The 18,003-nt window shown below is 58.3% G+C and carries 17 protein-coding genes; 10 read left to right on the top strand and 7 right to left on the bottom strand.

From position 1 onward, the window contains the following. Window positions 1-2: 2 nt before the first annotated feature. From K5Y30_RS02755 to K5Y30_RS02735, 5 genes are all read left to right on the top strand, one after another. Window positions 3-776: a triose-phosphate isomerase family protein gene (locus K5Y30_RS02755; RefSeq protein ID WP_222210437.1), complete on the top strand. Its 774-nt coding sequence runs from the start codon at window positions 3-5 to the stop codon at window positions 774-776. Beyond that, window positions 776-1,585, top strand: coding sequence for a sugar phosphate isomerase/epimerase (locus K5Y30_RS02750; protein ID WP_222210436.1), 810 nt, complete (start codon window positions 776-778; stop codon window positions 1,583-1,585). Before K5Y30_RS02755 ends, K5Y30_RS02750 begins: the two co-directional genes overlap by 1 nt. Window positions 1,586-1,589: 4 nt before the next feature. Then, window positions 1,590-2,447 carry a phosphogluconate dehydrogenase C-terminal domain-containing protein gene (locus tag K5Y30_RS02745; RefSeq protein ID WP_101764427.1) on the top strand — a complete coding sequence of 286 codons (858 nt, stop codon included), beginning with the start codon at window positions 1,590-1,592 and terminating at the stop codon, window positions 2,445-2,447. A gap of 193 nt (window positions 2,448-2,640) precedes the next feature. Then, on the top strand, window positions 2,641-3,615 hold the full coding sequence (locus K5Y30_RS02740) for a sugar-binding transcriptional regulator (RefSeq protein ID WP_008104043.1): 975 nt from the start codon (window positions 2,641-2,643) through the stop codon (window positions 3,613-3,615). A 242-nt stretch (window positions 3,616-3,857) separates the two neighbouring features. Then, window positions 3,858-5,465, top strand: a complete 1,608-nt coding sequence (locus K5Y30_RS02735) for an ABC transporter ATP-binding protein (RefSeq protein WP_192233821.1) — start codon at window positions 3,858-3,860, stop codon at window positions 5,463-5,465. Here the strand turns inward: K5Y30_RS02735 and K5Y30_RS02730 are convergent. Genes K5Y30_RS02730 through K5Y30_RS02700 form a run of 7 tightly spaced genes read right to left on the bottom strand, consistent with a single transcriptional unit; the run spans window position 5,451 to window position 12,903 of the window. Continuing rightward, window positions 5,451-6,269, bottom strand: a complete 819-nt coding sequence (locus K5Y30_RS02730) for a sulfurtransferase (protein ID WP_222210435.1) — start codon at window positions 6,267-6,269, stop codon at window positions 5,451-5,453. The genes K5Y30_RS02735 and K5Y30_RS02730 overlap by 15 nt on opposite strands. After that, window positions 6,259-7,242 (bottom strand): ornithine cyclodeaminase, encoded by a 984-nt coding sequence (locus K5Y30_RS02725; protein ID WP_222210434.1) that lies wholly within the window; start codon window positions 7,240-7,242, stop codon window positions 6,259-6,261. The genes K5Y30_RS02730 and K5Y30_RS02725 overlap by 11 nt, the downstream gene beginning before the upstream one ends. After that, the gene (locus K5Y30_RS02720; protein WP_210080645.1) at window positions 7,242-8,240 is read right to left on the bottom strand and encodes a 1-aminocyclopropane-1-carboxylate deaminase/D-cysteine desulfhydrase; all 999 of its coding nucleotides are present in this window, start codon (window positions 8,238-8,240) and stop codon (window positions 7,242-7,244) included. Before K5Y30_RS02720 ends, K5Y30_RS02725 begins: the two co-directional genes overlap by 1 nt. Beyond that, window positions 8,240-9,643 (bottom strand): M20 family metallopeptidase, encoded by a 1,404-nt coding sequence (locus K5Y30_RS02715; protein ID WP_222210433.1) that lies wholly within the window; start codon window positions 9,641-9,643, stop codon window positions 8,240-8,242. Before K5Y30_RS02715 ends, K5Y30_RS02720 begins: the two co-directional genes overlap by 1 nt. Continuing rightward, window positions 9,640-10,554, bottom strand: a complete 915-nt coding sequence (locus tag K5Y30_RS02710) for an ABC transporter permease (RefSeq protein WP_222210432.1) — start codon at window positions 10,552-10,554, stop codon at window positions 9,640-9,642. The genes K5Y30_RS02715 and K5Y30_RS02710 overlap by 4 nt, the downstream gene beginning before the upstream one ends. A 1-nt stretch (window position 10,555) precedes the next feature. After that, entirely contained in the window at window positions 10,556-11,416 is an 861-nt protein-coding gene (locus K5Y30_RS02705) for an ABC transporter permease (protein ID WP_101764420.1), read from the bottom strand. Further along, window positions 11,413-12,903: an ABC transporter substrate-binding protein gene (locus tag K5Y30_RS02700; RefSeq protein WP_110866135.1), complete on the bottom strand. Its 1,491-nt coding sequence runs from the start codon at window positions 12,901-12,903 to the stop codon at window positions 11,413-11,415. Before K5Y30_RS02700 ends, K5Y30_RS02705 begins: the two co-directional genes overlap by 4 nt. Before the next feature lie 168 nt (window positions 12,904-13,071). On the opposite strand from K5Y30_RS02700, the gene K5Y30_RS02695 reads away from it, so the two are divergent. From K5Y30_RS02695 to K5Y30_RS02675, 5 genes are all read left to right on the top strand, one after another. Beyond that, window positions 13,072-13,734 carry a GntR family transcriptional regulator gene (locus tag K5Y30_RS02695; RefSeq protein WP_222210431.1) on the top strand — a complete coding sequence of 221 codons (663 nt, stop codon included), beginning with the start codon at window positions 13,072-13,074 and terminating at the stop codon, window positions 13,732-13,734. 129 nt (window positions 13,735-13,863) lie between these two features. Next, window positions 13,864-14,964, top strand: coding sequence for an ABC transporter ATP-binding protein (locus K5Y30_RS02690; protein WP_222210430.1), 1,101 nt, complete (start codon window positions 13,864-13,866; stop codon window positions 14,962-14,964). A gap of 27 nt (window positions 14,965-14,991) precedes the next feature. Continuing rightward, complete coding sequence (locus K5Y30_RS02685) at window positions 14,992-16,266, top strand: ABC transporter substrate-binding protein (protein ID WP_222210429.1); 1,275 nt, start codon at window positions 14,992-14,994, stop codon at window positions 16,264-16,266. After that, the gene (locus K5Y30_RS02680) at window positions 16,266-17,180 is read left to right on the top strand and encodes a carbohydrate ABC transporter permease (protein WP_222182035.1); all 915 of its coding nucleotides are present in this window, start codon (window positions 16,266-16,268) and stop codon (window positions 17,178-17,180) included. Before K5Y30_RS02685 ends, K5Y30_RS02680 begins: the two co-directional genes overlap by 1 nt. Then, window positions 17,177-17,995 carry a carbohydrate ABC transporter permease gene (locus K5Y30_RS02675; protein ID WP_222210428.1) on the top strand — a complete coding sequence of 273 codons (819 nt, stop codon included), beginning with the start codon at window positions 17,177-17,179 and terminating at the stop codon, window positions 17,993-17,995. The genes K5Y30_RS02680 and K5Y30_RS02675 overlap by 4 nt, the downstream gene beginning before the upstream one ends. Window positions 17,996-18,003 lie beyond the last annotated feature (8 nt).

The raw sequence follows: 18,003 nt of genomic DNA, 5'->3' as shown, positions 1-18,003 counted from the left end.
GCATGTCTCAGCCAAAAATCTGGCTCGGCGTCAGTTTAAAAATGTACTTCGGCTATCAGCAAACCTTGCAATGGTGTCGGGATGTAGTGGCATTAGCCAACCATGCTGCGGTGAAAAACGGCGACGTGGGCGTGTTTGTGTTACCGGCTTATCCGGCGATTCCGGCGGTTGCAGCCATCTTCGCTGACACGCCGGTTCGCTTCGGCGCTCAGGATGTTTGCCAGGCCGAGAACGGTGCCTGGACCGGCGAAGTCAGCGCCAGTATGTTGCAGGAGTTAGGTTGCTCGCTGGCCGAAATTGGTCACGCTGAGCGCCGTCGTCATTTCCACGAAGACAAAGTGCAGATTGCTGCCAAAGTGGCGATGTCGCTGCGTCACGGCATCACGCCGGTGCTGTGCATCGGCGAAGAAGTGCAGGCAGAACCTCAGCAGGCGATCGCGCTGTGCCAACAGCAGCTGGCCGAAGCGCTGGCCGAGTCGGCGCAGCAGGGCTTAAAGGGCGAAGTGTTTTTTGCCTACGAACCGCAGTGGGCAATTGGTGCGCCGCAACCGGCACCGGACAGCTACATCCGCGCCGTGTGCGCCGGATTGCAGCAGCTCGCCACGCCGCCCGGTATCACGCTGAAAATCATCTACGGCGGCAGTGCCGGTCCGGGACTGATTCAGCGCCTCGGCGCGGATGTAAATGGCCTGTTTCTGGGGCGCTTTGCCCACGATCCCAAAGCCCTGGCAAAAATTATTGATGAAGCCAGTGAGCTGGCTCAGGAGCTGCGTTAATGAGCCGTATCGGACTAAGTACCTACGCCTTTTTCTGGCGCATGTCATCGAAAGCCCCTCATCCGCTGACGCTGGAGCAGATGCTGCAACAGACCGCCGATCTCGATGTGTCGGTGTTTCAAATCTGCGATTACCCGGCGATTGAAAGCTGGACTGACGCACAACTGCTGACGCTACGTCAGCAGGCTGATGCGCTCGGCATCACGCTGGAACTCGGCACGCGTGGCCTCGGCACTGCGCATCTGCGTCGTTATCTGCACATGGCGGAAATCCTTGATGCGCGCGTCATACGCTCGATGTTCTACACCGCCGATCACCGTCCCACGCTCGACGAAGCCGCCGAGCTGATTGGCGCCGTGTTGCCGGATTTTGCCCGCCAGCAGGTGCGTCTCTGTCTGGAGACATACGAGCAGGTGAACAGCGGCGCGATGATGTCAGTGATCAACAAGTTCCTGTCGCCGTGGCTCGGCGTGTGTCTCGACCCCGCCAACTGTGTCGCCGGACTCGAACTGCCAGAGCAGGTGATTGCCAACACCGCCGCGCGCGTCGGCAATCTGCATATCAAAGACTTTGCCTTCACGCGCCGTGATGGCTGGGTCGGCTTTACCTTTGCTGGCTGCCCGATGGGCGAAGGCTTGCTGGATTACGACCGGATGATCGCCAGCGTGCGCCCGGCGGATAAAGGCATTAACCAAATCGTCGAACATTGGTTGCCGTGGCAAGACGATGCCGCCGTAACCTGCGAGCGAGAAGCCGAATGGACTCGCCGCACCGTGGAATTCTTACGTAGTAAACAAGATCAGGAGTAACAACATGAGCGTGCAACTGAAAACCATCACCGTGATTGGCGCGGGCGGCAAAATGGGTATGCGTATTTCTGCCAACTTCCAGAAAAGCGATTACCAGGTGTTTTACTGTGAGAACTCACCCAAGGCGCAAGAGCAGGTGAGCGCGCAGGGGCGCGAACTCTCTGATGCGGCCTCCGTGGTGCCATTGAGCGACGTGGTGATTCTGGCGGTGCCGGATATCGTGCTGGGCAAAGTGTCTGAAGGCGTGGTGCCACAGATGAAACCGGGCGCGATTCTGCTGACGCTGGACCCTGCGGCGGCCTACGCCAATCTGATCGCCCATCGTGATGGCATTGAATACGCGGTGGCGCATCCTTGCCATCCGTCGGTATTCCTTGAGCGTTATACCAAAGAAGAACATGCCGATGCCTTCGGCGGTATCGCGGCGATTCAGCACGTGGCGGCTTCCTATGAAACCGGTTCTGATGAGCAGAAAGCCGAGCTGAGCAAGGTGATCAGCGTGATGTACGGCCCGGTGGAGCAGGTGCATTGGGTCACCGTGACGCAGCTGGCGTATCTGGAACCGACGCTGGTGGAAACCGTAGCCTGCATGGTGGGTGCGTTTATGAAAGAGGCGCTGGATGAAACCGTGAAGCACAGCGGCGTGCCGGAAGAAGCGGCTAAAGCGATGTTGTACGGCCATATTCAGATCGCACTGGCCGTGGCGTTCCGCGCCACAAACCCGTTCTCGGATGCCTGCATGATCGCCATGGAGTACGGTCGTGAGAAGATTGTGAAACCTGACTGGAAACAGATCTTCGATCAGAAAGAGCTGGATATCGTGATTGCCCGTATGCTGAAAATCGACGCCATCAAGCGCTAAGCGTGACGCTCGATCGACTCGCGGCGCTGTGGTCTGGCGAAGCGAGTCGTATCAATGATATAACTCCCTGCCAAAGTCAGATCTCGCCCCATTTTGTAGGGTCGCCATTTATGGTGACCTGGTGCGCATCAATGCGCACCCTACATGGCGTGGTCTTTACATCTTCAAATAACACCCAAAAGACAGGTTACGGATGGAAAAAAACACGCTTTCTCAGGACTCCGAGCTGCTGACGGAAATAGCTGTCGCCTATTATCAGGACGAAATCACCCAGGAGGAGATTGCGCGTAAGTTTGGTATTTCCCGCATTAAAGTCGGCCGACTGCTCAAACGCGCACGCGAAGAGGGCATCGTCGAAATCAACGTGCGTTACCATCCCGTCTTCAGTACCCGCCTCGAACAACAGCTGCAAAATCGCTTCCCACAGCTGCAACGTGCACTAATAGCGCTCGATCAGCCCGATCAGGAAGAGCAGCGACGTCAGGTCGCCGCACTGGTGTCGTCACATTTAGCGCAGTCGCTGAAAGACGACGCCATTGTTGCCGTTGGGCAAGGACGCAACGTGGCCGCTGTCGCCGATTATCCCGGCCAGGTGCCGACGCGTAATTGTCTGTTTATCAGCGGTATTGGCGGCACGCATCGTCCCGGTGATGCCATTAACGCCGACCATATCAGCCGTCGTCTGGCGAAGAAGTTCGGCGGCATCAGCGAAACGCTTTACGCGCCCGCTTATGTTGAGAACCGCGCGTTGCGCGATGCGTTTATGCAAAACGGCACCATCAAAGAGACGCTGGACCGCGCGCGTAAAGCCGATGTGGCGCTGGTGGGCATCGGCGACATGAATGAAAACAGCTATATGGTGAAACTCGGCTGGTTCACGCCGCACGAAATCATCGACGCCAGTGTTAATCAGGGCGTAACGGGCGATGTCGCCGGCTATGACTTCTTTAATTCGCAGGGCCAGCACGTGGATACCGTGATGAACGATCGCGTGATTGGGCTGAGCATTGATGAACTCCGCAAGATTCCCTGCGTGATCGCCATTGCCGCGGAAAATACCAAAGCGATGGCGATCCTCGGCGCACTGCGCACTGGCGCGATCGATATTATCGCCACCACCGCGCAGAACATCCGCACCATTCTGAGTTTGTCGCAGGAGAAGGTTTAGTTAAACGGCCAAGCCTTTGTAGGGTCGCCATTTATGGTGACCGAAAGACGCTTAACCAATGAGCATTCTGCGAAAAAGTTTATCGTTTTACGATTCAACGGCGATCATCGCCGTTAATACGGAATATTTTAAACTCAATGAACAGCCTTATTCCGCAACGCGCAGTGCCATAACTTAACGGTCTTGTTCGTGCTATGTTCAGGATATATCCTGTATTTTTCCTTGTTGAGAATCCCTGCCTGATGACTAACGCGCGCTTGCTCTCGGTTGAAAATCTCTCGCTGCACACTCACGATCAGCGCTTGCTGGTGGATAACATCTCTTTTCATCTCGATCGCAAGGAAATCCTGGCGTTAGTTGGCGAATCGGGATCTGGCAAAACCTTGACCTCGCTGGCGCTGATGAGTTTGTTGCCGGCGGGCGTGCAGCAGAGTGGCGGCCGCGTGGTGTTCAATGGCGAGCCGCTGGATGCGCGCACCACCCAGCAATTGCGTGGTTGCCGCATCGCCACGGTGTTTCAGGAGCCGATGACCAGCATGAATCCCACGCTGCGTATTGGTGAACAGATTGCCGAAGTGCTGGTGCGTCATCGTCAGTTCGGCTGGAAACAGGCGCAGCAGGAAGCGATAGCGCTGCTGGATCGCGTCGGCATCGTCAATCCAGCGCAGCGCGCGCGGCAGTATATTCATCAGCTGTCGGGTGGCATGCGGCAACGGGTGATGATCGCCAGTGCCATCAGCGGTCAGCCGGAGTTATTGATTGCCGATGAGCCGACCACCGCGCTGGACGTGACTATTCAGGCGCAGATTCTGGCACTGTTGCAGGAGTTGCAGCAGGAGATGGGCATGGGGATCTTGTTGATCACCCACGATCTCTCGGTGGTGGCGCGCTACGCCGACCGCGTCTGCGTGATGCAGCAAGGGCAGCTGGTTGAACAGGGTGCGGTGCTGAGTACGCTCGGCGCGCCAACGCATCCTTACACGCGCAAATTGATTGCTGCTTCGGCAGCGCAAATCCCCGAGGCGACTGCGCCGGTTGCACAGCCGCCGCTGCTGGTGCTGCGCGATATCAGTAAAAGCTATCCGCTGCCACGCCGCATGCCGCTGTGGCCCGCCAAACGGCAAACCGTTTTGCATCCGGCGAACCTGTCGATTGCGCAGGGCGAAATTGTCGGGCTGATTGGCGAATCCGGCTCTGGAAAAACCACATTGGGCAGCGCGGCGATTGGCCTGATTACGGCGGATGGCGGCGAGGTGCATTTTCAGGGACAGCATTTGCAAGGCCGTCAGCTCCATAGTTTACGTCGCCACACGCAGATTATTTTCCAGGATCCTTATGCCAGCTTGAATCCGAAAATCCCGGTCGGTGAGCAGATCGCCGAACCGCTGCGCGTCTGGCAACTGCGCAAAGGCGCGGCGGTGGATGCGCGGGTCAAAGAGCTGCTGGCGTTGGTGGGATTGAAGGCCGAACATGCCACCCGTCTGCCGGGCGCGTTCTCGGGCGGTCAGCGTCAGCGTATTGCCATTGCGCGCGCGCTGGCGATGGAGCCGAAGCTGCTGGTGGCGGATGAAGCGGTAGCGGCGCTGGATTTATCGGTGCGCGGGCAGATTCTGGCGCTGTTTAATACGCTGCGCCACAAGCTGGGATTATCGGTGCTGTTTATCAGCCACGATCTCGGCGCGGTGCGTCAGTTGTGCGACCGCGTGGTGGTGATGTATCACGGCAGGATTGTGGAATCGGGCGCGACCGCCAGCGTGATTAACCATCCACAGGACAATTACACCCGCCAACTGCTCGCCGCTGCGCCGGACGTGCAGCAGGCGCTGGCGCTGCGATCAGCTGCCGTGTAACAGCGGCAGTTCGTGGTGCTCGGCCCATTCGTGCCAGGAACCGACGTACACCGAAACATGGGGATAGCCCGCCAGTTTTAACGCCGCCAACACCGTGGCGGCGCGGGCACCACGATGGCAATAAACCTGCAACTTCGCGTTTTTACTCAGTCCTGCCGCCTCGGCGCGTGCGGCAATCTGCGGCGCTGATAAGAAATGGCCGCTGGCGATGACATCTTCCCAGAACAGTAGCTGAGAATGTGGAATCCGTCCGGCGCGCTGACAGCAGGCATGCGCAAAGCTGCCGTCAAACTCGCTGGGGCGACGGGCATCCACGTTGATCACCGCCACGCCATCCGCTGCTAACACCTGTTCCCGGCTGCACACCAGCTCGCGATTCCACGCGGGTGCGTTGGCTGCCGGTGGATGCGCCACGGTGCGGCTTAATCCCAATCCCGGCGCGAGTTCATAGCCTGCTGCAATCCAGGCATCCACGCCGCCATCCAGAATCAGCGCATCATCACGCTTGAGCAGCCAGGCGAACCAGGCGCCGCGCGGTGAACGCATGCCAACCTGCTGCTCGAAAAACACCGGCGTGGCGTTGGGATAGGCGGTAAACATCGGCTGCAGCGCGGTGGCGGCTTCGGCAGCCATCACCGCTAAACCTGCCTCGCTGCAATCCTCAATAAAATAGTCGTAGACGTTACAGTGCTGCGCGCCAGGCAAGGTGGCGCGTTGCCAGTCGGCAAATTCGCGGACATCGATCAGCAGAAACGCTTCGCCGCGCGCCTGGCGCTGATGCAGTGAAAGCACATCAATGATCATGCAGGACTCCTGAAAACAGCGACTGCAACGAACCGAGTTCGTCGTGCTCGGCGGCCTGTAGCACGCGGGCGGCGAGGGCGATATCAAATACATTGAGTCCAAACGAGGAAAAATAGACGCTGTTATCGGGCTGTGGACGCCAGTGATCCAGCAGCAGCGCGGCGAGATCGGCCGCCACATCCTGCTCAGCAAACTCCCCGGCGCGGAACATCTGGAACAGGCTTTTGGCGCTGCGCTGGGCAAAATCGCCCCACGCATCCACCACCACCTTGCTGCTGGCTTTGATGGCGGCAAAACTCACTTCGTGATAACCGACCTGCACAATGATCCTACCGGGACGTACCGCTGCGGCTTCGACAATCGGCTGGTCGGCGCTGGTACAGGTCAGCACGGCGTCATAAGGCTGCGCCAGAGCGAGCGGCAGATCGGTTTCGATTTGCACTTCGCGCAACGCACTGAGTTTAAAAGGAGAGCGATTCCACACGCCAATCTGTTCCAGCTGCGGAAACAACTGCTGCAGCATGCGCAGATGCGCCTGAGCATGTAAACCGGCGCCGAGCAGCAGCACGCGCTTTACCGGACGCGGTGCGGCCAGCTGTAACGCCAGTGCGCTCACCGCCGCAGTGCGCGCCGCGGTGAGTGCCCCGCTGGCCAGCAAGCCGCGCGGAATGCCGCTCTGCGCATCGTTAATCAGGGTCAAGGCTAGGGCGGCGGGCAACGCATCCGGTCGCTGTGGACGATGTGCGGTCCACTTCACGCCTGCGGCGTTGTAGGTGCCGCCGACGCGCGCCGGTAAGGCATACGCTTTACCGAGCGGCGTACCGAGGTCGATGTGATTTTCGGCGGGCATCTGCGCCTCGCCGAGACGCATCAGCTGAATCACCGCTTTGACGTCTTCCAGCGCTAAAGCGACATCCCCGCCGCCTAATTGCGCGACGGTGGCTTCATCCAGTACACGCAACAAGGCTTCCATTACGCCTCCAGCAGGCGATCGGCGAAGGGATAGAGCGCCGGAGAACCGCCACAATGCACGAAGGTCACGCGCGATCCCTGCGGAATGCGCCCCTGTTCGACCAGCGAGAACAGGCCGTGCATCGCTTTACCGGTGTAGACCGGATCCAGCAGCACGCCTTCCAGTTGGGCGAGTTGATAGATGGCAGCGATGCCGCCGTCCGATGGCACGCCGTACGCCTGACCGACATAACCATCTTCAATCCAGATATCCTCCGGCTGCCACTGCTGCGGCCATTGCAGCAGATCGGCACAATCCTGCGCCATGCCGGCAATGCGTGGCTGGAACCAGTCGGCTTTGGCGCTGACGCTCACGCCAATCACCTTAGTATTGGGCCAATAGCGACGCGTGCCCACATGCAATCCCGCCAGCGTGCCGCCGGAACCGGTGGGCGCGACGATGAAATCGGGTGCGGGCATCTGGCTGGGTGCCAGCTGCGCCGCTATCTCTTCCACTGCGCGTACATAACCCAATGCGCCGAGTGGCGTTGCGCCACCCAGCGGAATAATCATGGGGGTTTCACCTTGCGCGAGAGCCGCATCCGCGTGCGCCTGCATCGCACCTTCAATCTGGCTGAAATAGCCGTCGGGATCGAGGAACTGCACCTCGGCCCCGAACAGCTTATCCAGCAGCAGATTACCCTGCCAGCTTGCGGGCGGATTGCCCCGCAACACCAGCACCGGACGCATACCAAACTTGCGTGCGGCGGCAGCCACCATGCGGGCGTGGTTCGACTGATGCCCGCCGGTGGTGATCACCACATTCACGCCTGTTTTGCAGGCCTCCGCCATCAGATACTCCAGCTTGCGGACTTTGTTGCCGCCGCCGCCGAAGCCACTGTAGTCATCACGTTTGATCGTCAGCGTAATCCCAAGTGCCTCACTGAGCCGCGGCAGCGGCTCGTGAGGAGTGGGGAAGAAGCCGAGCGGAACGCGTTCAAACTCTTCTACTGATTTCATTATTTACTACCTTTATTTTTGTGTACTGCGGTGTTTCCCTGGTGTGGCGCGACCCGGCCAATGGCCGAATCATTGAATGCGTTGAGCCATAAGCTCATGGATTGTTGGAAGCGTTCGAGTCCCGCCAGCGTGACAAACTCATTGACGGCGTGAGCGTTGCCGCCGTGGCCTAATCCGCCAATCAGAAAGGCGGGCGCGACGGCCGCGAAAGCGTAGGCGGGCGCACAGCCCGGCGCCCACGGCCAGATTTGCGGTGCCGCGCCCAGCGTTTGATAGCTGGCGATCAGGGCATCGACGCCGCTGGCGCTGCGACTAAAGCGCACGCCGGGATAGCGATCAAACAGGTGCAGCTCGCTGCCGGCTAAATCGGCTTGTGCCAGACGCTGCTGCACGTCGGCAATCATCGCGTCCTGATCGAAACCCGGCGGGATGCGAAACGCCAGTTCCGCGCTGGCACGGAACGGGATGACGCCGCGTCCGCCTGGCGGATCGCTGTGCAGTTCTGCCAGCGTTAACACCGCGCTGCCAAGCAGCGTTTGCAGGCAGCTCAGCGTGTCGCCGGCGATCATCAGGCGCTGACTGCGACGGAACTTCAGTTCGTCATCGATGCTGAATTCGGCGGCTAAGGTCGCCAATAATTGATTCGCCTCATCGTCCGTGGCGTGACACGCCAATACGCCGCTGTGTTCTGCTGGCGCGATGGCATCTAATGCCTGTACTAAACGCCACGCCGGATTGGCGATCCAACCGGCATTGCTGGCATGAATCGCGGAGGACGGTCCGCCCCATGCGCCGCCGGTGACGCTGAGGCGTCCGCTGGCCAGTCCGGTAAAGCCGAGATAGACGCGCGGTGCGCCGCCACCGTATTCACACAGTGACGGAAATAGCACCGCTTCAGCGGGAGCAATCGGGCAAGGCTGTTGCGCCAGATAACGCCGCAGCGCGCCGCTGCCCACTTCCTCTTCGCCTTCAAGCAGGATTTCGATATTAAAATCGAGCTGCTGGCTCTGCTGCAGTTCACGTAGCAGAATCAGCAGGGCGGAGACCGGGCCTTTGTTGTTCTCTGCACCGCGTCCGACAAATACCGCGCCGAAATCGTCCCAGTGACACACGCCACCGACAAACGGCGGCACATCCCAGCCGGCATCATCCGCAGGCATTACGTCATACATGTTGTACAGCACCACGGTTTTGCTGCTGCCGTTATCGATGCGTACATGGACCAGCGGCGGGACATCATCGGTTTGAGACGCCACCGGATAGACGATCGCGGCATTCAGCTGCGCCACCATCCACTGTTCCAGCCAGGCGGCCAACCCGCGCTGCGAGGATAACTGACCGGCTACGCTTGGCCAGCGCGTCAGTTCACTCAGCAGTTCAAGCGTGGCGTCAAGGCGACTCATAAACGAATCCTCGGGTTCAGCACCAGATAGAGCAGGTCGATCAGCAAATTGATCGCCACAAACACCACGGCGGCGAGCAACACAATCGCCTGCACCAGCGGGAAATCGCGGTTTTGAATCGCCTGAATCGCCAGACGACCAATGCCGGGCCAGGCAAAAATAATCTCGGTCACCAGTGCGCCGCCGAGCAGCGAGGCGAAATACATGCCTTGCACGGTGATCACCGGTATCAGCGCATTACGCAAACCGTGGCGTACCACGATGCGCCAGGCGCTGAGCCCTTTGGCGCGCGCGGTGCGGATATAATCCTGTTGCAGCACATCCAGCAGGCTGGCGCGCGTCAGGCGTGCCACGGCGCTCATGTAAAACGCACCCAGACTGAGCGCCGGCATTACCAGCGCGGCGAAAGTGCCGTAACCGCTGGAGGGCAGCCACTGTAACTTCAGGCTGAACAGCAGAATCAGCAGCAGCCCGAGCCAGAACACCGGAATCGCCTGGCCGGAGAAGGCCAGCAGACGGCATAACAAATCCCACAGGCTGTGCGGCCGCAGGGCGCTGATAATGCCGAGCAGCAGACCGAGCAGCGAACTCCATGTCAGCGCACTCACCGCCAGCAGCGCCGTCGCCGGCAGACGTTCGGCAATCAACGCCAATACCGGCTGGCTGTAGCGCAGCGATTCACCAAAATCGCCGTGCAGCACGCCGCCAAGATAGTGGCTGTATTGCCACAGCAGCGGACGATCAAAGCCCATGCTATGACGAAAAGTAGCGATCTCCTGCTGGCTGGAGCCGGGTGGCATCATCAGCGCCGCCGGATCGCCCGTCATGTGCAGGCTAAAGAAAATCAGCAGCGACACGCCGAGCAGCACTAATACCGATTGGCCAAGGCGATTGAGCAGAATGTTCAGCATCTTAATCCAGCCTCGTATGCGTGCGACGTAGCAGCGCATCGCCGAGCAGGTTGCAGCCAATCACCAGCGCCGCAATCACCAAACCGGGATAGAGCACCAGCCATTGCGACAACAGCATGTAAGAGCGACCTTCGCCAATCAGATTGCCCAGCGTTGGCGTGGGTGGCTGAATGCCCATACCGAGAAAACCCACTGAGGCTTCGAGCACGATCAGGCGTGGAATATCCAGCGTTAGCAACACCACCAGCGGCGTCAGCAGATTGGGCAGGATATGCCGTAGCAGTATGCGCAGCGGCGAAAAGCCCATGGCGCGCACCGCCTGAATATATTCCAGTTCCCGAATCTCTAAGGTTTTGGCGCGCGCCACGCGGGCATAAATCGCCCAGCTGGTACAGCCCATAATCACAATGATGTTGGTGAGTGATGCGCCCATCAGCGCAATCACTAGCAGAATCAACAGAATAAACGGCACCGCCAGCTGGATGTCGATCAGGCGCATGATCAGCGCATCAACCCAACCGCCGGCGTAACCGGCGATCATGCCAAGCGCGACGCCAATCACCGCGCCAATCGCCGCCGCGACCAAGACCACCAACAGCGACAAGCGCGTGCCGGAGAGAATGCGCGCCAGCAGATCGCGGCCCAGTTGATCGGTGCCGAGCCAATGCGTGGCTTGCGCGCCGGGCGAACCCGGCGGCAGGAACATTTCATTGAGGTTATTACTTAAGGCATCGGGCAACGGCAGCCATGGAGAGAGCAGCGCCGCGGCAATTACCACGATCAGCAAAAGGCTGCCGATCACCGCATCGCCGTAAATCAGGCGGCGCGGACGGCGCTGCAGCACGGTGCCCGGTGAAATCATTTCAGCCTCAGATCAAACAGCGGGATGCGGGCATCGACGCGGCCTTTGAAGTTGAGCGACGTGCTATGCGCATACAAGGTATCTTCACGGTACAGCGGCAGCAGCGGCTGTTGTTCCGCGACGCGTTGCTGAATCTGCTCTAACACTTTTTTGCGCGCAACGGGATCGACAATCTGGCGGCTTTGATCGAGCAGCTTATCCAGCTCTGCATCATGCACGGTGGAATAGGGCTCGCCGCTGCGCAGGATGGGGAACAGCGCGGCATCGGCATCCAGCGTCTGCGTGGATCCCCACGCCAGCATATACATCGGAGCCTGTTTCTGGGACGCGACCTGCTGGGTGTAAACCGACCATTCCGGTACCTCCAGCTCGGCTTTCACGCCAATGGCGGCTAAATCCTGCACGATGGCTTGCGCCACATCGGCGCTGGCAATATAGCGGCGCGGCGCCTGGAAGCGCAGGGTAAAGCCATTGGCGTAACCGGCTGCAGCCAGCAGCGATTTGGCTTTCGCCACATCCTGCGCGGTGGCTGGAACCGCCAGATAACCAAAGTCATTGGCTCCGGCCATGGTACCGGTTGGCGTACCGAAACCGTGCAGCAGCTGTTGGGTATAAGCCTGACGGTTTAACGCCAGCGAAAGCGCCTGACGGACGCGCACATCACTCAGCGGTTTCTCATCATCTTTAAGGCCGAGATAAATCGTCAGTCCGCCGCCTTTCACCTGTTCCAGTTCGACGTTGGGGCGATTTTTCAGAGCGGGCACTAAATCAGCAGGCACGCTTTCAATCAGCTGCACTTCGCCGGTCAGCAGCGCGGTGAGGCGTGCGGTGGCTTCGGGAATCGGACGCCAGGTAACGCGATCAATCGCCGGTTTGCCGCGCCAGTAAGTTTCATTGGCGACCATCACCACTTTTTCATCCGGGATAAAGCTATCAAGCTTGTAAGCGCCGCTGCCTACCGGTTTGCGTGCGAACTCGCTGGCGCCGACTTTCTTCACGTACGCTGGCGGCACAATGTAAGCCGGGTAGCGGCTCATGCGCGTGGGCAGCAGAGGATCCGGGCCGTTGGTATGGATCTGCACCTGATAGTCGTTAATCACATCCACCGATTTGATGGTGCGGATATAGGAAATCGTCGGTGCGTGATTGGCGGGGTCTAAAATACGATCGATGGAGAACTTCACCGCTTCGGCGTTCACCGGCTCGCCATCGGTAAATTTCACGCCCTGGCGCAGGGTAAATTGCCAGGTGGTGTCGTTAATCGCTTTCCACTCAGTGGCTAAGCCCGGCTGTAATGACATGTCATCGGCGCGGCGCACTAAGGTATCGAAGAGGTTGTCGACTAAGGTGGCAGATTCTTTAAGAAAGCCGGGATCCATCGCCGTGGCAGACGTGGGTTGGCCAATGGTCAATTCCGCTGCCTGTACGGCTGGCATCAGAGCAAATAGCAACGCGGTGGTGGCAAACTTCACTGCAGGTAGTCTCATAACGTTTCCCAAAATTGCCAACGGCAAGGTAGTGAAAAGAGTGGATACTGCCAGAATCAAGACTGTGCTTATTTGTAATACATGATATATCCTATAATCTGGCAAGTTGGCAATAAAACATTAAAAATAACTTACCATTTGCGAAATTCAGTAGAAGGCCCTCAACGTATGATCGAAATGGATAAAGCGCAGCGCATGAGTTTGACCGCGCAGGTGGAATCGTCACTGCGCAGCGCGCTGATTGTTGGCAAGTTAAAACCTGGCGCACGGCTGGTGACGCGCGATTTGGCGGCTCAATTGGGTACCAGCATCACGCCGGTGCGTGAAGCCTTGTTGCGACTGGTTTCTGCCGGAGCATTAGACGCCACGCCAGCTGCGGCGTTTCTGGTACCGGAAATGACGCGTCAGCGCTTTGATGAGATTACGCTGATTCGTAAGCAGCTTGAAGGTTTAGCGGTGAGGGCGGCGACGCCATTTGTGGGAAAAAAACAGAGTTCTGAGCTGAAAAAACTCTGCGCGCGCTTTATGCAAGCCAAACAGAGCGGTGATGCGGAAGCAGCGTTAGAAGCCAATCGCGCGTTCCGTTTTACGCTGTATAGCTATGCGCAAATGCCAACGCTGGAGGCGCTGATCGAACAGCTTTGGGTGCAGATCGGGCCGTGCTTTAACTATCTCTATCCGCAGCCGGCCGAGGTGGTGAATGGGCATCATAATTATGATCATCTGCTGGAAGCGCTACAGGCGGGTGATGCGGTCACCAGTGAACAGATATTGATGAAAGCGATTGATGATGGTGCTGCGATTTTGCATCAACACTATTTTAATCAGTGATTGATGTTTGAAGGTCGTCATTAATGACGACCTTACGGTGGCCTTTAACCGCGCGGTCACCGCAATGACATAAAACCTTCATTTCCTTCCGCTAGCTTACCGCCATTCTGATTTCTGGATCGCGGATGCATGAGCCACCTTTCGCTTCACCACATCACTAAAGCCTGGGGCGAGAAAATCGCCCTTGACGACATCAGCTTCGACGCGGCAGAAGGCGCGTTTGTCGCGCTGCTCGGTCCGTCGGGCTGCGGTAAATCGACGCTGCTGCGCACCATCGCCGGATTGGAAACAGCCGATCGCGGGGCGATCCACTTTAAACACGCCGACATCACCCATCTGCCGCCGTCGCAGCGCAAGCTATCTATGGTGTTTCAGTCCTACGCGCTGTTTCCCCACCTCAATGTGCGTGAAAATCTGCTGTTTGGTTTGAAAGCGCGCGGCGAGGAGAAACAGTCGTTTGCTGCCCGCCTGGATAACGTCAGCAAGCTGATGGAGCTGGATAAGCTGCTGGATCGTTTGCCGTCGCAGCTCTCCGGCGGACAGCAACAGCGCGTGGCGCTGGGCCGTGCGGTGATCGCCAATAACACGCTGTGTTTAATGGATGAGCCGCTGTCGAACCTCGACGCCAGGCTGCGGCAAAGCATGCGCCGTGAAATCCGCGCACTGCAGAAAAAACTCGGCTTGACCATGCTGTACGTCACGCACGATCAGACTGAAGCGATGAGCATGGCCGACAGCATTATCCTGCTCAACGATGGCCACATTGAACAGCACGGCACGCCAGACGATCTCTACAACAATCCCGCCAGCGTGTTTGCCGCACAGTTCATTGGCGCACCGCCGATGAACATCCTGCCGCTGCAGCGCAATGGCGCGCATCACTATCTGCTGCATCTCACCGCGCCGGTAGTGGAATACCGCGACGCGCCGCTGAGCCTTGGATTGCGTGCCGAAGATATCCAGCCGATCGCTGCAGAACAGGCGGCGCTGACCGCGCGGGTGATCAGTTCTGAATATATGGGCACTGATACCTTGCTGGTGTGCCTGCTTGCTGGCATCAGCGAACCGCTGACCATTAAAGTGCCGGGCATGCAGCGCTTCACCGATGGCAGTGAAGTGGGATTGCAGTGGTCCGCCGCGCGGCAATATCTGTTTCATCGCGAGAGCGGTAAGCGCTGCGTGCCAGCCGAACAACAGATGTTTGCTTCACAGAAAAAATACGCCGTTTAACCGTTGTCATTTGCCCAAGGGAAAATCATGTCTGCGATTCGTTATTCACGTCTTTCTGCATTAGTGCTCGCCATCACCACCTCAGCTTTTGCGGCTGAACCGGTCAAGCTACAAATGTATTACCCGATCGCGGTGGGCGGTAAAGTGAGCCACACCGTGGATTCGCTGGTGGCGGATTTCCAGAAAGTGCATCCGGACGTGAGCATTCAGCCGGTGTATACCGGTGACTACGCCACCACCGTGACCAAAGCGCTGACCGCCTTTCGTGGTGGCAACGCGCCGCAGCTGGCGGTGATCGGTGATATCGAAGCGTATTCACTGATTGATGCCGGTGCGATTGTAGCGGCCAGCGATTTAGCGCAGGGCGATGAAGGCAAAAAATGGATCGACGGTTTCTATCCGGCGTTTCTGCGTCATATTGACGGCAAAGTGTGGGGCGTACCGTTCCAGCGTTCAACTGTGGTGATGTACTGGAATAAACAGGCGTTCGAGAAAGCCGGTTTAAACCCCGATACGCCACCGGCCAACTGGCAGCAAGTGGTCGAGTTCAGTAAGAAGCTCACGATCAAAGATGCTAACGGCGTCAGCCAATGGGGCATCGAGATTCCGTCCACACCAAACGGCTACTGGAACTTCCAGGGCTTGTCCGCCACCAACGGCGGTCGCCTGGATAACGGCAAAGGCACCGCGGTGCACTTCAATACGCCGGGCAACGTGGAAACGCTGCAGTGGCTGACCGATCTCGGCCAGAAAGAGGAGGTGTCGCCGAAGGGTGCCATTGCGTGGGGCACCACGCCGCAGGACTTCATCAGCGGCAAAACTGCCATGATGGTGACCACCACCGGCAACCTGACCAACGTGCGTGATAATGCGAAATTCCCGTTCGGTGTGGCGATGCTGCCGGAGAAAACCCAGCGCGGCAGCCCAACCGGCGGCGGTAACCTGTATGTCTTCAAAAATACCTCACCAGAACAGCAGAATGCGGCGATGGAGTTTATCCGTTGGGTAACCTCACCCGAGCAGGCGGCGCGCTGGAGCATCGCCACCGGTTATGTAGCGACCTCTCCGGCGGCATGGGATACCACGGTGATGAAGGATTACGTTAAAGAGGTTCCTCAGGCATTGGTGGCGCGTGAACAGCTGAAGTATGCGCAGCCAGAACTCTCGACTTACAACAGCGTGCAGATTCAGGATGCGCTCAATCACGCGGTAGAAGCGGCGGTGACGCAGGCGAAAACGCCAGCCGAAGCGCTGGAAGGCGCGCAGAAGCAAGCCGATCGTCTGCTGAAGTCTTATCAATAATGACGAGCACGATTCTCACCGTTGCGCCGGTTCGGCGGCCCCGGTTATGGTCGATGCAGCTGTATGGCTACCTGCTGATTTTACCGGCACTGAGTTTTTTACTGCTGTTTACGCACTATCCGGCGGTTGCGACCGTATGGGAAAGCCTGTTCAGCGCAGCACGTAACGGTCGTCCAGCCCATTTTGTTGGGCTGGATAACTATCTTGCGCTGCTGGATGACGACATCTTCCTTCAGTCGCTGTGGAATAACCTGCTGTATGCGTTGATCACCATTCCGCTGGCGGTAACGCTGGCGCTGCTGATGGCGCTGGCGGTCAATCGTCACATGCGTGCCAATGCGCTGGTGCGCACTGCGTTCTTTATTCCTTCGCTGCTGCCGATGATCGCCATCGCCAATCTGTGGCTGTTCTTCTACACGCCGCAGCTGGGTTTGCTGAATAAGCTGCTGGCGCTGTTTTCGCTGCCAGCGATGAACTGGCTCGGCGAACCGGGTAGCGCCTTGTACTGTTTGATGGCGGTATCGGTATGGCGCGAAGCGGGCTTCTTTATGATCTTTTATCTCGCCGCTTTGCAGCAGATCGATCCGCGCCTCAGCGAAGCCGCGCAGATAGAAGGGGCGTCGCGCCGCTATTTCTTCCGCCGCGTGCAGTGGCCGCTGCTGATGCCCACCACGCTGTTTGTGCTGATCAATGCCTCGATGAATGCGTTTCGCATCGTCGATCAGGTGATCGCGATGACCAACGGCGGGCCGAATAACAGCAGTAGCCTGCTGCTGTTCTACATCTATCGCACCGCCTTCAGCTTCTGGGATATGCCCGCCGCAGCGGCAATGACGGTGGTACTGCTGGTGATCCTCGCCGCGATTGCACTGCTTAAATTCAACCTGCTGGACAAGCGAGCCCATTACCAATGAAGCCAACAATCACGTTTGGTCGCCTGTGTCTGAATATGGGCATTGGGCTTGCCGCGTTGCTGTGGTTTTTACCGATTCTGGTGGCGATCTGGGTGGCGATTCATCCGGCATCCGATCAGGCAAGCTTTTCGCTTTTTTCGCCGCTGACCTTGCAGAACTTCGTTAATGCCTGGCACGCCGCGCCCTTTGGTCGCTACTTCCTCAATACCAGCTTGCTGGTGCTGATGATTGTGGTGGTGCAGCTGATTCTGGCGACCATGGCCGCTTACGCATTAGTGCGCTACCGCCTGAAATTCTCCGGCGCGATCTTCGCGCTGATCCTGCTGCAGCTGATGATCAGCCCCGACGTGCTGATTCTGAATAACTACAAAACCATCGGCGCGCTGGGTTTCCGCGATACGCTGACCGGCATCGCGCTGCCGTATTTCTCATCGGCCTTCGCCATCTTTCTGCTACGCCAGACCTTTAAAAGTATTCCGCTGGTATTGGAAGAGGCGGCGATTGTGGAAGGTGCCAGCCGCTTTTACATTCTGCGCAAGATTTACATCCCGCTGGCGAAGCCGATCTATGTGGCGTTTGCGCTGGTGTCGATCAGCTTCCACTGGAATGATTTCCTCTGGCCGCTGGTGATTACCGATTCGGTCAACGTGCGGCCGCTCACCGTGGGCCTGCAACTGTTCTCGGCGCCGGAGCAGGGCGTGCAATGGGCGTTGATTGGCGCTGCTACGTTAATGACGACGTTGCCGCTGTTAGTGCTGTTCCTGATCTTCCAGCGCCAGTTTATTCAATCGTTTATGCGTGCCGGTATTCGCTAAGGAGTGCT

Source organism: Pantoea sp. DY-5 (assembly GCF_019795955.1).
Lineage (GTDB): Bacteria > Pseudomonadota > Gammaproteobacteria > Enterobacterales > Enterobacteriaceae > Pantoea > Pantoea leporis.
The sequence above is the reverse complement of the archived record's forward strand: the minus strand, read 5'-3'. Positions and strand labels throughout refer to the sequence as shown.

What these genes read in the sequence shown, in the direction of transcription:
- K5Y30_RS02755 (WP_222210437.1), top strand. Translation starts at nt 3, where the DNA reads ATGTCTCAGCCAAAAATCTGGCTCGGCGTCAGTTTAAAAATGTACTTC.
- K5Y30_RS02750 (WP_222210436.1), top strand. Translation starts at nt 776, where the DNA reads ATGAGCCGTATCGGACTAAGTACCTACGCCTTTTTCTGGCGCATGTCA.
- K5Y30_RS02745 (WP_101764427.1), top strand. Translation starts at nt 1,590, where the DNA reads ATGAGCGTGCAACTGAAAACCATCACCGTGATTGGCGCGGGCGGCAAA.
- K5Y30_RS02740 (WP_008104043.1), top strand. Translation starts at nt 2,641, where the DNA reads ATGGAAAAAAACACGCTTTCTCAGGACTCCGAGCTGCTGACGGAAATA.
- K5Y30_RS02735 (WP_192233821.1), top strand. Translation starts at nt 3,858, where the DNA reads ATGACTAACGCGCGCTTGCTCTCGGTTGAAAATCTCTCGCTGCACACT.
- K5Y30_RS02730 (WP_222210435.1), bottom strand. Translation starts at nt 6,269, where the DNA reads ATGATCATTGATGTGCTTTCACTGCATCAGCGCCAGGCGCGCGGCGAA.
- K5Y30_RS02725 (WP_222210434.1), bottom strand. Translation starts at nt 7,242, where the DNA reads ATGGAAGCCTTGTTGCGTGTACTGGATGAAGCCACCGTCGCGCAATTA.
- K5Y30_RS02720 (WP_210080645.1), bottom strand. Translation starts at nt 8,240, where the DNA reads ATGAAATCAGTAGAAGAGTTTGAACGCGTTCCGCTCGGCTTCTTCCCC.
- K5Y30_RS02715 (WP_222210433.1), bottom strand. Translation starts at nt 9,643, where the DNA reads ATGAGTCGCCTTGACGCCACGCTTGAACTGCTGAGTGAACTGACGCGC.
- K5Y30_RS02710 (WP_222210432.1), bottom strand. Translation starts at nt 10,554, where the DNA reads ATGCTGAACATTCTGCTCAATCGCCTTGGCCAATCGGTATTAGTGCTG.
- K5Y30_RS02705 (WP_101764420.1), bottom strand. Translation starts at nt 11,416, where the DNA reads ATGATTTCACCGGGCACCGTGCTGCAGCGCCGTCCGCGCCGCCTGATT.
- K5Y30_RS02700 (WP_110866135.1), bottom strand. Translation starts at nt 12,903, where the DNA reads ATGAGACTACCTGCAGTGAAGTTTGCCACCACCGCGTTGCTATTTGCT.
- K5Y30_RS02695 (WP_222210431.1), top strand. Translation starts at nt 13,072, where the DNA reads ATGATCGAAATGGATAAAGCGCAGCGCATGAGTTTGACCGCGCAGGTG.
- K5Y30_RS02690 (WP_222210430.1), top strand. Translation starts at nt 13,864, where the DNA reads ATGAGCCACCTTTCGCTTCACCACATCACTAAAGCCTGGGGCGAGAAA.
- K5Y30_RS02685 (WP_222210429.1), top strand. Translation starts at nt 14,992, where the DNA reads ATGTCTGCGATTCGTTATTCACGTCTTTCTGCATTAGTGCTCGCCATC.
- K5Y30_RS02680 (WP_222182035.1), top strand. Translation starts at nt 16,266, where the DNA reads ATGACGAGCACGATTCTCACCGTTGCGCCGGTTCGGCGGCCCCGGTTA.
- K5Y30_RS02675 (WP_222210428.1), top strand. Translation starts at nt 17,177, where the DNA reads ATGAAGCCAACAATCACGTTTGGTCGCCTGTGTCTGAATATGGGCATT.